Below are 13,105 nucleotides of genomic sequence, written 5' to 3'. Positions count from 1 at the left end.
GCATTGCGCCCGCGCGATGGGTAAGAGGGGATCAGACGGTGAAGGAGATCCCGCAGCCGCAGGTGGTGGTGGCGTTGGGGTTCTGGATCAGGAAGCGGGCACCGGCGAGGCCCTCCTCGAAGTCCACCGTGGAGCCGACCAGGTACTGGTAGCTCAACGGATCGACCAGCAGCGAGACGCCGCCGTTTTCGATCACGGTGTCGTCTTCCTGGACCTCGTCGCTGAAGTCGAAGCCGTACTGGAAACCGGAGCAGCCGCCTCCGGTGACGTATACGCGCAGCTTGAGCGCGGGGTTGTGCTCTGCTTGCGCCAGCTGGCGCACCCGCGCCGCGGCGCGATCGGTGAGGATCAGCGGAGTCGGGATGAAGGTTTCGGCGCCACTCATGCGTAGCCTCCTGGACAGGTGGTGCGATGGCGCTGGGCGGACGTCGCTGCGGCCTCATCCATCGCAGAATGGGAGATAGTGTAGCATTTCGCTGCGCCGGCTGGCGTCATCGTGGCCGCCGGGCAGGTCGCTTTCCGTTATGATGACGAGGCGCGCAGCCCGTTCATCGTCGGCCGTGTTCCCAGGTCGAGCGCGGGCGCGGCAAGCGCGTTGGATTTCGATAAGACCGGCGGTACGCCGGCGTCACCGACCGTTGGTGCTGGACCGATACTGGATTGGGAGTCCGAATGACCGCTTGGCTTTTGGCATTGCACATCCTGGCGCTGATTCTCTGGTTCGCGGCATTGTTCTACCTGCCGCGTCTTTTCATCTACCACGCCTACGCGCTGCGCCAGCAAGACGAGCAGGGCGCCCATCGCTTCGAGGTGATGGAGCGCAAGCTCTACCGGCTGGCGATGAACCCGGCGATGATCGTCACCCTGTTGCTCGGGATTTCGCTTGCGTTGACCAATCCCGGCTACTTCCTCGGCTCGGCGTGGTTCTACGTCAAGCTGGTACTGGTGGTGCTGCTGATCGGCTATCACCATATGTGCCTCGGGCTGATGCGCCGGCTGCGTAGCAATCAAGGTAGAAAGCCCATGTTCTACAAGATCTTCGCCCTGGTGCCGGTGGTGATCACCGTAGCGGTGGTGATCCTCAGCGTGGTGCAGCCGTTCTGAGCCGCTCGTTCGACAGCCGCGCGCGGCCGCCGGCGGTGCTGGTGTTCGCTGGGCTCGATCCGAGCAACGGAGCCGGGCTCGGCGCCGACCTCGAGGCGATCCGCGCGGGCGGCGGCTGGGCGCTGAGCGTGCCCACCGCGCTGACCGTGCAGGATACCCACGACGTCGCGCGAGTCGTGCCGGTCGACCCTGGCTACCTGCTCGAGGCGGCGCTGCGGATCAGTGCCGACGTACCCGTCGCGGCGGTCAAGGTCGGGCTGCTCTCGAGTCTCGGCACCCTCGAGGCGCTTTTATCGTTTCTCGATCTCCATCCCGGTCTGCCGCTGGTGGTCGACCCGGTATTCAAGGCTGGAGGTGGCAGTGAGCTGTCGGGGCAGGCGCTGGTCGCCGCCTGCCGGCGCAGGCTGCTGCCACGGGCGACGATCACCACGCCCAACCGTTGCGAACTCGCCCGTCTGGCCGCTGAATACGACGACGATGCCTCCCGCGCGATGGCGCTCTGCACCGAGGGGCCGGCCGTGCTGGTCACCGGTACGGACCCGCTGCCGGGAGAAACCGCCGGCGACACGATCGAGCACGTGCTCCATCGCGCCGGCTCCTCGCCACTTCGATGGCAGTGGCCCCGGCTGCCGGGCCGCTACCACGGCTCCGGCTGTACTTTGGCCTCTCGGCTGGCGGTGGCGCTGGCGGCGGGAGAGTCGCTCGAACGCGCTTGCGAGATCGCCCAGCGCTTCACTTGGGATGCGCTGGCCGCGAGCCACGCCCTTGGCCGCGGCCAGCGGCTGCCGGAGCGTTGGCCAGCGAGGAGGGCGCCTTGAATCCAGAGAATGGCAAGCAGTATCGAAATTGGCGCCGCGGCGTCTACGCGATCACCGACAGCGGGCTGACCCCCGACGACGAACGACTCTTCGCCGCGGTCGAGGCTGCGCTCGAAGGCGGCTTGGCGCTGCTTCAGTACCGCGACAAGTCGAACGACCAAGTCCGGCGTGAACGCCAGGCACGCGGGCTCGCGGCGCGCTGCGCCGCCCATGGGGTCGCGCTGATCATCAATGACGATCTGGCGCTCGCGGCGCGGCTGGGCGTCGGCGTTCACCTCGGCCAGCAGGATGGCTCCATCGCTGCCGCCCGCGCGCTGCTCGGCGAGCAGGCGATCATCGGTGCGACCTGCCATGCGAGCCTCGAACTCGCCCGTCGCGCTCGCGAAGAGGGCGCAAGCTATCTCGCCTTCGGCCGCTTCTTCGCTTCACGCACCAAGCCAGAGGCACCGCCGGCCTCGCTCGAGCTGCTCGGCGAAGCGCGAGCGCTGGGGCTGCCCTGCGTTGCGATCGGCGGTATCGACCATAGCAACGCCGCCATTGTGCGCCGCGCCGGCGCGGATCTGATCGCTGTGGTGCACGCGGTGTTCGCCGCCGAGGATCCGGCCCGCGCGGTGGTCGGTCTGCGCGAAGCCCGCTAGGGCGGTTTTTCGCCCTCCGCACTCTGTGCGAGACTGGCCGACAGTATGGCGTACTCGCTCTGGTCTCCCGGTGGTTTTGCGCCGCCGCTTCATTCTCCAGCCCAACATTTGCAGGAATCGACGATGACCACCTCCCAGCAGCTCTTCGATCTCGCCCAGCGCCACATTCCTGGAGGGGTCAATTCGCCGGTGCGCGCTTTCAAGGGGCTCGATCGGGCGCCGGTGTTCATCGAGCGTGCCAAGGGCGCCTATCTCTATGACGTCGAGGGCAAGCGCTACATCGACTACGTCGGCTCCTGGGGACCGATGATCACCGGCCATGCCGACGCCGACGTGCTCGCCGCAGTGCGCGAGCGTCTCGATGACGGCCTCTCCTTCGGTACCCCGACCGCGATCGAGACCACCATGGCGGATCTGATCTGCGAGATCATGCCGTCGGTCGAGATGGTACGGATGGTCAACTCCGGCACCGAGGCGACGATGTCGGCGATCCGCCTCGCCCGCGGCTTCACCGGCCGGGACGCGATCGTCAAGTTCGAAGGCTGCTACCACGGCCACGCCGATTCGCTGCTGGTCAAGGCCGGCTCCGGCGCCTTGACCCACGGCGAGCCGAGCTCCCCTGGCGTGCCCGCTTCGCTGGCCGAGCACACCCTGACGCTCAGCTACAACGATATCGACGCGGTGCGCGAGCTGTTCGCTGCGCGCGGAGAGGAGATCGCCTGCATCATCGTAGAACCCGTGGCCGGCAACATGAACTGCATCCCGCCGCTGACAGGCTTCCTCGAGACCCTGCGTGAGGTCTGCGACGCAAGCGGCGCGGTGCTGATCTTCGATGAGGTGATGACCGGCTTTCGCGTCGCGCTCGGTGGTGCCCAGGCGCACTACGGCATCACTCCCGACCTGACCTGCCTCGGCAAGATCGTCGGCGGCGGCATGCCGGTCGGCGCCTTCGGCGGCAAGCGCGAGATCATGAGCAGAATCTCGCCGCTCGGCCCGGTCTACCAGGCCGGCACGCTGTCGGGTAATCCGCTCGCGATGGCTGCGGGGATCACCCTGCTCGGCAAGGTGCGCGCCGAGGGGTTCCATGCGGCGCTTTCCGCTCGAGCGGCCGAGCTCTGCGAGGGTCTCGAGCGGCTTGCGCGGGAAGCAGGGATAGCTCTGCTGACCCACCAGGTCGGCGGCATGTTCGGGCTGTTCTTCACCGACCAGCCGGCGGTCGACGACTTCGCCGCCGCCACCGCCTGCGATACCGAGCGCTTCCGGCGCTTCTTCTCGCTGATGCTCGACCAGGGGGTCTACCTGGCGCCGTCCAACTACGAAGCAGGGTTCATCTCCAGCGCCCATGGTGATGCCGAGATCAGCGCGACCCTTCAAGCGGCGGCGAAGGCTTTCGCCGTGCTCTGATCCCAGGGCGCTGAAAGTGGCGTTGGTCGAAAAGGTGGTTTGGAAGCGATGGCAAGGAGGGAGTCGCAGACGCGCTTTTTCGATAGACTTGAGCCAATCGACGCGTTGCGTCTTGAACCTTCATCTCGACAGTCAAAGGCCGCCAGGGGCCTATCCCAGCCAGGAGCTAGAACTTGACTCAGCCTTCGCGCCAGCCTTTGTTCGAGGCTCTCCACCGTCACGGCGTACTCGATGCCGAGTGCCTCACCGAGGCCGATCGGCTCGATTGCGACCAGCTGATCGAACTGTGCCACCAGATCGCCGAACGCATGCTCGCCCAGCGCGACCGGCCCAAGGCCGTGGCCGAACCGCCCTACCAACGTCTCGACCAGGCGATGCTCGCCTCGCTCGAGCGCCTCTGCGCGCATCCCGCCACCGGTGCCTACGCGGAAGAACTCGAGCAGCTCGGCTACTGGGCGGTCGAGGCCTTCGCGCGGATGCACGGTGCGCTCGAGAAGCGCCGCCAGCTCGGCCTGAGCGTGCCGGTCGGCGAAGTGGTCGAAGGCGACGTCTGCCTCGAGCTCGTCGCGGTCTGCTGCGACATTCTCACCCTCGATGGCCTGCCGCTGGCCAACGAAGTGGTCGATCGCTATCTCGAGGGCTGCGGTGACTTCGAGATGATGCGGCTGTTCGACTACGCCGCGGTCTACTATGCGCTGCGTCGCGCCGAAGAGGTGATCGACCAGCCGCTGGCGCTGCGTCGCTACATCGAGACGACCATTTACATCGCCGAGTTCCGGGTGCCCTACCTGCTGCTCGGGGTGGGGGTGATCGGCAGCGGCAAGAGCCGTTTCACTCAGGCAGCGATGCGCGAGCTCGCCGGTATCCGGGTGCGCTCCAACGTCGAGCGCCAGCGGTTGCTCGACGAGCGCGCCGCTGCCGGCTTACCTGTGCTCGGCGAGTACGACCCGGAGATCACCGCTGAAACCTATGCGCGGTTGGCGAAGATCACCGGCGCCCTGCTGGAGGCGAGCTACCCGGTCTACATCGACGCCACCTGCCTCAAGCGCGAGCAGCGTGACCTGCTGCGCAACGAGGCGCAGTCGCGCGGACTGGCGACGCTGATGGTCAATTTCCAGGCCGACCGCGCGACGCTCGAGGCGCGGATTTCCCGCCGCTCGAACCGTCGCCAGGAGCGCCCGGAGCTAGCTTTCAAGGTGCTCGACGAGCAGCTTGCCCAGTTCGAGCCGTTCGAAGAGGACGAACGGATCCACCTGATCCAGCTCGACACCACCGCGCGCGATGCCAACGTCACCCTGGTCGCGCTGATCCGAGAGCACCTGCGGCTGAGCTGATCCCGCTGATTTTTCCTTCGTTTTCCGTCACTTTCGACGCGTCGAGCTCCGCTAATGAGGAAATGTCCCAGGCACTTTGGGACATTTCCTCAGTAGAGTTATTAACGGCGTGTGTCGGTAGGTTTCAATATTTATACCGGCCCTTTCTTGTGGTTTTATTACTTAATGGTTTTTCCTTTGTAATCATGGTGTTGTGCGTAATTTAAGTTTGAATGAAAACTAGCGTTACAAAAAGGTCGACTCCCCTTTATGACAGTGATGAAAACGCTAATCACGCCTTAATTTCTCTGCGACCAAGGTCGTACTAGCATGATTCCTCCATAGGTTGTTGGACGAAAGCAGCGCTTCCCAACCACGTTGCCAACGGCGAATTCGTGCGACCCAGAGATCGGGCCTGCACTACCGGATTTCATCGCGAACGTCGGACCGACCCTATTTCCAAGGAGAGCCGAGTCATGGACTTCATCGATCGATTGCTGCTTGAGAACCGTGCTTGGGCGCAGGAGAACCGCGCCTATGACCCCGAGCTGTTCGAACGGCTCAGCGCCGGTCAGTCACCCCGGGTGCTATGGATCGGCTGCGCCGACAGCCGAGTGCCGGCAGAGCAGATCTGCAACGCCGAGCCGGGCGAACTGTTCGTCCATCGCAACATTGCCAACGTCGTCGCCGAAGGAGACAGCAGCCGCAGCGTGCTGGAGTACGCGATCGAGGTGCTTCAGGTCGAGCACATCGTGGTCTGTGGCCACCATCGCTGCGGCGGTATCCAGGCCGCCCTGAGTCCGCAGCAGACCGGGCTGCCTCACGTCGATCGCCACCTCGAGCCGATCCGGCAGCTGCGCGATGCCCATGTCGACACGCTCCACCCCCTCGCCGAGCGAGACCGCGTGACCATGCTCTCCGAGCTCAACGTCCGGGCCCAGATCGAACTGCTGGCTCGGTTGCCACTGATCAAGAAGGCGCACGAGGAGCAGCGTGGCCCGACCCTGCACGGCATGATGTACGCGTTGGAAAGCGGCCAGCTGCGCGAACTGGTGCGCTGGCCGCCGGGCTCCGCGCACAGCTTCATGGCTTCTTCGGCCATGGCGCTCAGCGAATGAACGTCGTCTCGTCCTATCGTCCGTTCATGGCCGCGCGACAAGGAGTCTTTCGATGAGTGATACCCAAGTGTCGCCCGATCACCCATTGCGCAACCTGAAATACGATCTTCCCGCTGGGATCGTGGTGTTCCTGGTCGCCATTCCGCTGTGTCTCGGCATCGCTATGGCCTCTGGCGCACCGCCACTCGCCGGGCTGCTCGCCGGCATCGTCGGTGGCCTGGTGGTCACGCTGGCCAGCGGTTCCGCACTGAGCGTCAGTGGCCCGGCCGCGGGGCTGGTGGTGATCGTGATCGCCGCGATAGAAAACCTCGGCTTCGATGGCCTGCTGATGGCTACGGTGATCGCCGGGGTATTGCAGATCGTCTTCGGCTACCTGCGCCTTGGCCGAATCGGTGCCTTCGTGCCCAGCTCGGTGATCAAGGGCATGCTCGCAGCGATCGGTCTCATCCTGATCATCAACCAGCTGCCGCTGATGGCCGGCATCGCCCAGGACGCCGAAGTCGGTCTGTTCGATACCGCGCTGTTCGAGCAGGGCTCTGGCCTCGCGCTGACCATCGCGCTGGTCTCACTGGCGATCCTGCTGCTGTGGGAGCGTCCCTCGATCAAGGGCTCGGTGCTCGGGCGCCTGCCCGCGCCGCTGGTCGCGGTCGTGGTCGCGGTGCTGATCGACCGACTGATGCCGGCGAGCCTGATGGCCCCGCTGGGCGATGCCCAGCGTATCGGCCTGCCGATCGACGCGATGGGTTTCGCCGGAGCGAGCGAGTTCCTCGGCCAGCTGCAGATGCCCGCGTTGGACCGGCTGCTCGACCCCGAGGTCTACATGGTGGCGGTGACGCTGGCGCTGATCGCCAGTCTCGAAAGCCTCCTGAGCCTCGAGGCGGTCGACAAGATCGACCCGCAGCGGCGTCATTCACCGCCGCACCGCGAGCTCAAGGCCCAGGGCGTGGGCAACCTGCTCAGCGGCCTGATCGGCGGGCTGCCGGTCACCGCGGTGATCGTGCGCAGCTCCGCCAACGTCCAGGCCGGTGGGCGCACGCGCATGGCGAGCCTGGTGCACGGCCTGCTGCTGCTGGCGAGCGTCGCCCTGCTGGCGCCGATGCTCGAACTGATGCCGCTGGCCTGTCTCGCCGCGATCCTGGTCCACACCGGCTACAAGCTGGCCAAGCCGGAGATGCTGGTCGAGCAGTACCGCAAGGGCTTCAATCGCGTAGTGCCGTTCGTCGCCACGGTAGTCGGGGTGATGGCGATGGACCTGCTCAAGGGTGTGCTGGTCGGCATACTCTGCGGGCTGTTCTTCATGATCCGCGCCAACTATCGCCGGGCGGTCTCGTTCACCCAGGAAGGGCATCATGCGCTGTTGCGCTTTCGCACCGACATCTCGTTTCTCAACCGCGAAGAGGTGCGTAGCCGGCTGGAGCAGGTGGCGGCAGGCACTTATCTGATCATCGACGCACGCCAGGCCAACCACGTCGATCCCGACATTCGCGAAGACATCGAGGCATTCGCGCGCAACGCCCCCGCGCGCGGGATCAGCGTCGAGCTGCGCGATGTCGGCGGTCTCTCCGCGACCTTCCCCGCCGATCCCGACGTGCTGCGCGAGCTCGAAGATCCCTCTTCGGAAGCCTCGACCTCCCCCCAGCGCGCCTTCGGTTGAACCTTGCCCCCGCCCTGCTGGGCGGGGGCAACTCCTTGGTGTTCACCCTGTCGAGGCGTCGTCTGCCCCCCTTCCCGCTGGTCCGAACGACCAAGGTCTACTTCTTGAGACACTCACCGCAGTGCAAAGCTCGCTGGCTGAACGGCGCAATCGAGACGCCGCAGACATTGAGGAGAGGCCTGCGTGGACGAGCGTGCGATCGGTGTGGTGGGCGCGGGACTGATGGGGGTGGGTATCGCGGTGCAGTTGGCTCGCCATGGCCATGCAGTGATTCTGGTCGAGAACGACGCGCCCTCGCGCGAGCGGGTCGCCGCGCGCGCCGGGGAGATCCTCGACGAACTCGCCGCCGCCGGGCGGCTGGTGGACGAGGAGCGCACCTGCGTTTTGGCAAGGATCGAAACCGTCGCTGAGCTCGAGCCGCTGGCGCCGGTCGGCTTGGTGATCGAGGCGATCCCCGAGCGCTTGGCGCTCAAGCATGCGCTCTATCGACGGCTCGAGGAGATCCTTGCCGACGATGCGGTGATCGCCAGCAACACCAGCGGTTTCACTCCCGAGTCGCTGGCCGAAGGAATGCGCCACCCCGAGCGGCTGCTGATCGCCCACTTCTGGAATCCTCCTCACTTCATCACCCTGGTCGAGCTGGTGCCGGGTGAAGCGACGCGTCGCGAGTACCTGGCTGATGTCGAGCGGCTGCTCGCCGGGGCCGGGCTCGAACCCGTGGCATTGAGCAAGGCGATTCCCGGATTCGTCGGCAATCGATTGCAGTTCGCGGTGCTGCGCGAGGCGCTGGCGATCGTCGCTGCGGGCGCAGCCAGCCCGGAGCAGGTCGACCAGGTGATGAAGTCATCGCTCGGACGACGCTATGCCATGCTCGGGCCGTTCGAGGCCGCCGACCAGGGCGGGCTCGACACCTTCCTCGATATCTCCCGCCACTTGATGCCCTGCCTGGCCTGCGACCAGGCCGCGCTGACTCTGCTCGAAGCCAGGGTCGAACGAGGCGAACTCGGTGCGCGCCTGGGCCAGGGTTTCTATCGCTGGGATCAGCATCGACGTGATGCCTTGACCCGCGCGCGCCAGGCGGCGCTGGCGCGAGATGGGGTGGCATCGGGGATGAAGGAGCGCACGGAGGAGGGCGAGCGGAGATGAGGCGACAGGATCTCAATGACTACCTGCGGGTCCGCGGGCGGGCGATCCAGAGTCTGTTCGATACCATCGAGGCGAACAGTGAGGGCACGGTGATCGTCGATCGCAACCTGCGCATCGTGTGGATGAATGAGCGCTACGCCAAGCGTTTCGGACTGGACAGCGGCGAACAGGCGATCGGCCGGGTATGCGAGGAGGTGATCCCCGGGAGCCTTTTGCGCCGCGTGGTCAATAGCGGCGAGCCGATCCTGCTCGATCTGCTCGACACCCCTCAGGGCCCCATGGTGGTGATGCGCTTGCCGATCCACGGCGACGGTGGCGAGGTGATCGGTGCGATCGGCTTCGCACTGCTCGACGAGCTAAACGGATTGGCTCCGCTGGTGACCCGCTTTTCACGGATGCAGAACGCGCTGGATAGTGCGCGGCGCTCGCTCGAGCATGCACGCCGAGCGAAGTACGGCTTCTCCCACTACGTCGGCAACGGTCCTGCCAGTCTCGAGGTCAAGCGGCGCGCCCGCCGCGCTGCCGGCGTCGAGGCGGCGGTGCTTTTGCTCGGCGAGACCGGTACCGGTAAGGAGCTGCTGGCGCATGCCATTCATGGCGCTTCCAGCCGCGCCGGCGGTCCCTTCGTCAGCGTCAACGCCGCGGCGATACCCGCTTCGCTGCTCGAGGCCGAGTTCTTCGGTGCGGTGGCCGGTGCCTATACCGGTGCCGAGCGCAAAGGGCGCTGCGGCAAGCTCAAGCTCGCCGAGGGCGGCACGCTGTTTCTCGATGAGATCGGCGACATGCCGCTCGAGCTCCAGGCCAAGCTGCTGAGGGTATTGCAGGAGAAGGAGTTCGAACCGCTCGGTTCCAACCAGGTGATCCGTTGCGACATCAGGATCATCGCGGCGACCTCCCGGGATCTCGAAGCGGCGGTGGCCAATGGCGAATTCCGTGCCGACCTCTACTACCGGCTCAACGTGCTGCCGATCACTCTGCCGCCGCTGCGCGAACGGCTCGAGGATTTGCCCGCGCTGTGCGAGTCGATTCTCGAGCGTCTGCAGCAGGAGGGAGCCCCAGCGGTCGAGATCGACCAGGGCGCGCTTGCGTGTCTCGCTGCCCACCGCTGGCCCGGCAACGTGCGTGAACTTGGCAACATCCTCGAGCGCGCGGTGCTGCTGAGCGACGCCGCCGTGCTCGACTACCGGGCGGTGGCGGAGGCGATGGGCCAGCGGGTCGCCAAGTCAACGCAGCCGGCCCGGATGCACGCGCGGCGGATCGCGGTCGAGCCGCTTGCGGTGGCGCGCGAGCGTTTCGAGCGCGATCACATCAAGGAGGCGCTGAACCAGTGCGACGGGCGAGTCGAGCAGGCCGCGCGGCGCCTCGGTATCGGGCGTTCGACCCTGTACAAGAAAATCCTGCGGGGAGAATCGCCGGGTTGAGAGCCGAATCCTCAACACAGCTTCGGGCGTCTCGAAAAATGGACGCTGTCTCTATGTGGAGACGGCACTTCGAGACTTAGGTCAGGCAACGATGGCGATTTCGTCCACGAGACGATAATTTCCTCCTGTGGTTTTTCGAACCCCAAAAATTCACCTTTAAAATCAATTGATTGCTGGTTGGCATGGTTATCGCTAAGCAGGTGGGAGAGCCGTCTCATCCGCTAGGAGTCGCCATGTCCATCCTTATCGCGCTCGCCTCGCTCGCGATCCTGATGATCGCCGCCTATCGCGGCTACAGCGTGATCCTGTTCGCGCCGATCGCGGCACTGTTCGCCGTGCTGCTCACTGACCCCGCCGCGGTGGCGCCGGTGTTCTCCGGGATATTCCTGCCGAGGATGGTCGACTTCGTCCGGCTTTACTTTCCGGTCTTCCTGCTCGGTGCAGTGTTCGGCAAGCTGGTCGAACTATCTGGCTACTCGCGCTCGATCGTCGCCGCCGCGATCGGTTTGCTCGGCCGCCGGCGGGCGATCCCAGTGATCGTGCTGGTCTGTGCGCTGTTGACCTACGGCGGGGTGTCGCTGTTCGTGGTGGTGTTCGCGGTCTATCCCTTCGCCGCCGAGATGTTCCGCCAGAGCGGTATTCCCAAGCGGCTGATTCCCGCCACCATCGCGCTCGGCGCCTTCACCTTCACCATGACGGCGCTGCCTGGCACGCCGCAGATCCAGAACATCATTCCGACCACTTTCTTCGGCACTACCTCCTGGGCAGCGCCTTGGCTCGGGCTGATCGGTGCGCTGATCATCGTCGGCGGCGGCCTGGTTTATCTCGAGCGGGCCAAGCATCGCGCCCTCGCCGCGGGTGAAGGCTATGGCGAGCGGTTGCGCAACGAGCCGGAAACCCCTGACGACGTTGCGTTGCCGCACCCGCTGCTGGCACTCGCTCCGCTGGTGCTGGTGGGCGTGCTCAACCTGCTGTTCACCCACTGGGTACCGCGCTGGTTCGATCCTGTCACGGTGATCGACCTGCCCGGGCTCGCGACACCCGTCGAACTCGATATCTCCAACCTCACTGCGCTGTGGGCGGTCCAGGGAGCGCTGCTTGCCGGCATCCTGTTCGTGCTGGTCTGTGCCTTCACCCGGGTTCGCCGGCGGCTTGCCGAGGGCAGCACCACCGCAGTGGGCGGTGCTTTGCTGGCGGTGATGAACACTGCCTCCGAGTATGGCTTCGGCGCGGTGATCGCGGCGCTGCCTGGTTTCGTGCTGTTCGCCTCGGCACTGCAAGCGGTGCCTGATCCGCTGCTCAATTCAGCGGTCAGCATCAATCTGCTGGCGGGGATCACCGGCTCCGCCTCCGGTGGCATGAGCATCGCCCTGGCGGCGATGTCCGATAGCTTCATCGACGCCGCCAATGCCGCCGGTATCCCGCTCGAAGTGCTGCACCGGGTCGCTGCGATGGCGAGCGGCGGGATGGATACCCTGCCGCACAACGGCGCGGTGATCACCCTGCTGGCGGTCACCGGGCTTACGCATCGCGAAGCCTACGGCGGGGTGTTCAAGATCACCCTGATCGCCACCGCCGCCTCGCTGCTGGTGATCGGCGTTTATTACCTCACGGGCATCGTCTGATGCCCGTGGCGATCGACTCAATACCCGATCGTTCGACTCTGGTTCAGCCCAGTCAACCGATCCACGGGAGAACATGGATGAAAGGCAAGATCGCATTGGTCACCGGGTCCACCAGCGGGATCGGCCTCGGCATCGCCGAGGCCCTGGCCCGCGCGGGATGCGAGGTGATCCTCAATGGTTTCGGCGAGGTCGAAGCAGCGCGCGAGCGGATCGAGCGCTACGGTGTGCGGGCCGGCTACCACGATGCGGATCTCGCCGATCCTGCTCGTATCGAGGCGCTGCTCGAGTATGCCGAGAGCGAGTTCGGCGGAGTGGACGTGCTGGTCAACAACGCTGGTATCCAGCACGTCGCGCCGATCGACGAATTTCCTCCCGAACGCTGGGACGCGATTATCGCGATCAACCTGTCGGCTGCGTTTCACACCATGCGCCTGGTGCTGCCGGGAATGAAACGGCGTGGTTGGGGCCGGATCATCAACCTCGCCTCGACCCACGGGCTGGCCGGTTCGGCGGGGAAATCCGCCTACGTCGCGGCCAAGCACGGGATGGTCGGATTGACCAAGGCGGTCGCGCTGGAGACCGCGCTCACCCCGGTCACCTGCAACGCGATCTGCCCGGGCTGGGTGCTGACCCCGCTGGTCGAGCGGCAGATCGAGGCGCGCGCCGTCGATGGCGATCTCAGCGGTGCGCGTGAGGCGCTGCTCGGCGAGAAGCAGCCTTCGCTCGAGTTCGTCACCCCGGCGCAGCTCGGCGAACTGGCGCTGTTCCTCTGTTCGCCGGCCGCCGATCAGGTCCGGGGCGCGGCGTGGAACATGGACGGTGGATGGCTGGCGCAATGAGGGGCGTGCGACAGCGTGCCTCGCG

General features: G+C 65.7%; 12 protein-coding genes. 11 read left to right on the top strand and 1 reads right to left on the bottom strand.

Features of this window, described 5'->3' with window-relative positions; translation table 11 throughout:
• Positions 1–31: 31 nt before the first annotated feature.
• Positions 32–385 (bottom strand): iron-sulfur cluster insertion protein ErpA, encoded by a 354-nt coding sequence (gene erpA / locus Q376_RS0114605; RefSeq protein WP_027350924.1) that lies wholly within the window; start codon positions 383–385, stop codon positions 32–34.
• Between the two features lie 287 nt (positions 386–672).
• Here erpA and Q376_RS0114600 point away from each other — a divergent pair, with 287 nt between their 5' ends.
• From Q376_RS0114600 to Q376_RS0114545, 11 genes are all read left to right on the top strand, one after another.
• Positions 673–1,104: a CopD family protein gene (locus Q376_RS0114600; protein ID WP_027350923.1), complete on the top strand. Its 432-nt coding sequence runs from the start codon at positions 673–675 to the stop codon at positions 1,102–1,104.
• A gap of 41 nt (positions 1,105–1,145) precedes the next feature.
• On the top strand, positions 1,146–1,922 hold the full coding sequence (gene thiD / locus Q376_RS0114595) for a bifunctional hydroxymethylpyrimidine kinase/phosphomethylpyrimidine kinase (RefSeq protein WP_245598969.1): 777 nt from the start codon (positions 1,146–1,148) through the stop codon (positions 1,920–1,922).
• Positions 1,919–2,560 (top strand): thiamine phosphate synthase, encoded by a 642-nt coding sequence (gene thiE, locus Q376_RS22865; RefSeq protein WP_052365339.1) that lies wholly within the window; start codon positions 1,919–1,921, stop codon positions 2,558–2,560. Before thiD ends, thiE begins: the two co-directional genes overlap by 4 nt.
• A 123-nt stretch (positions 2,561–2,683) precedes the next feature.
• Positions 2,684–3,964, top strand: a complete 1,281-nt coding sequence (gene hemL, locus Q376_RS0114580) for a glutamate-1-semialdehyde 2,1-aminomutase (protein ID WP_027350921.1) — start codon at positions 2,684–2,686, stop codon at positions 3,962–3,964.
• A gap of 173 nt (positions 3,965–4,137) precedes the next feature.
• Positions 4,138–5,298: a P-loop nucleotide/nucleoside kinase family protein gene (locus tag Q376_RS24085; RefSeq protein ID WP_052365337.1), complete on the top strand. Its 1,161-nt coding sequence runs from the start codon at positions 4,138–4,140 to the stop codon at positions 5,296–5,298.
• A 455-nt stretch (positions 5,299–5,753) separates the two neighbouring features.
• Positions 5,754–6,395: a carbonic anhydrase gene (locus Q376_RS0114570; protein ID WP_027350920.1), complete on the top strand. Its 642-nt coding sequence runs from the start codon at positions 5,754–5,756 to the stop codon at positions 6,393–6,395.
• Between the two features lie 52 nt (positions 6,396–6,447).
• Positions 6,448–8,049, top strand: coding sequence for a SulP family inorganic anion transporter (locus tag Q376_RS22855; protein WP_052365335.1), 1,602 nt, complete (start codon positions 6,448–6,450; stop codon positions 8,047–8,049).
• 183 nt (positions 8,050–8,232) lie between these two features.
• Entirely contained in the window at positions 8,233–9,195 is a 963-nt protein-coding gene (locus Q376_RS22850) for a 3-hydroxyacyl-CoA dehydrogenase family protein (RefSeq protein ID WP_155834370.1), read from the top strand.
• Positions 9,192–10,616, top strand: a complete 1,425-nt coding sequence (locus tag Q376_RS0114555; RefSeq protein WP_027350919.1) for a sigma-54 interaction domain-containing protein — start codon at positions 9,192–9,194, stop codon at positions 10,614–10,616. Before Q376_RS22850 ends, Q376_RS0114555 begins: the two co-directional genes overlap by 4 nt.
• Before the next feature lie 233 nt (positions 10,617–10,849).
• Positions 10,850–12,241, top strand: coding sequence for a GntP family permease (locus tag Q376_RS0114550; RefSeq protein WP_027350918.1), 1,392 nt, complete (start codon positions 10,850–10,852; stop codon positions 12,239–12,241).
• A gap of 77 nt (positions 12,242–12,318) precedes the next feature.
• Positions 12,319–13,080 carry a 3-hydroxybutyrate dehydrogenase gene (locus tag Q376_RS0114545; protein ID WP_043448091.1) on the top strand — a complete coding sequence of 254 codons (762 nt, stop codon included), beginning with the start codon at positions 12,319–12,321 and terminating at the stop codon, positions 13,078–13,080.
• Positions 13,081–13,105: the final 25 nt, after the last annotated feature.

The sequence above is a fragment of the Halotalea alkalilenta DSM 17697 genome (genome assembly GCF_000621205.1).
Lineage (GTDB): Bacteria > Pseudomonadota > Gammaproteobacteria > Pseudomonadales > Halomonadaceae > Halotalea > Halotalea alkalilenta.
This window is presented reverse-complemented; position numbering and strand designations above follow the sequence as displayed.

Coding starts and splice junctions, on each gene's coding strand:
- erpA (WP_027350924.1), bottom strand. CDS start 385: ATGAGTGGCGCCGAAACCTTCATCCCGACTCCGCTGATCCTCACCGAT.
- Q376_RS0114600 (WP_027350923.1), top strand. CDS start 673: ATGACCGCTTGGCTTTTGGCATTGCACATCCTGGCGCTGATTCTCTGG.
- hemL (WP_027350921.1), top strand. CDS start 2,684: ATGACCACCTCCCAGCAGCTCTTCGATCTCGCCCAGCGCCACATTCCT.
- Q376_RS0114570 (WP_027350920.1), top strand. CDS start 5,754: ATGGACTTCATCGATCGATTGCTGCTTGAGAACCGTGCTTGGGCGCAG.
- Q376_RS22855 (WP_052365335.1), top strand. CDS start 6,448: ATGAGTGATACCCAAGTGTCGCCCGATCACCCATTGCGCAACCTGAAA.
- Q376_RS0114555 (WP_027350919.1), top strand. CDS start 9,192: ATGAGGCGACAGGATCTCAATGACTACCTGCGGGTCCGCGGGCGGGCG.
- Q376_RS0114550 (WP_027350918.1), top strand. CDS start 10,850: ATGTCCATCCTTATCGCGCTCGCCTCGCTCGCGATCCTGATGATCGCC.
- Q376_RS0114545 (WP_043448091.1), top strand. CDS start 12,319: ATGAAAGGCAAGATCGCATTGGTCACCGGGTCCACCAGCGGGATCGGC.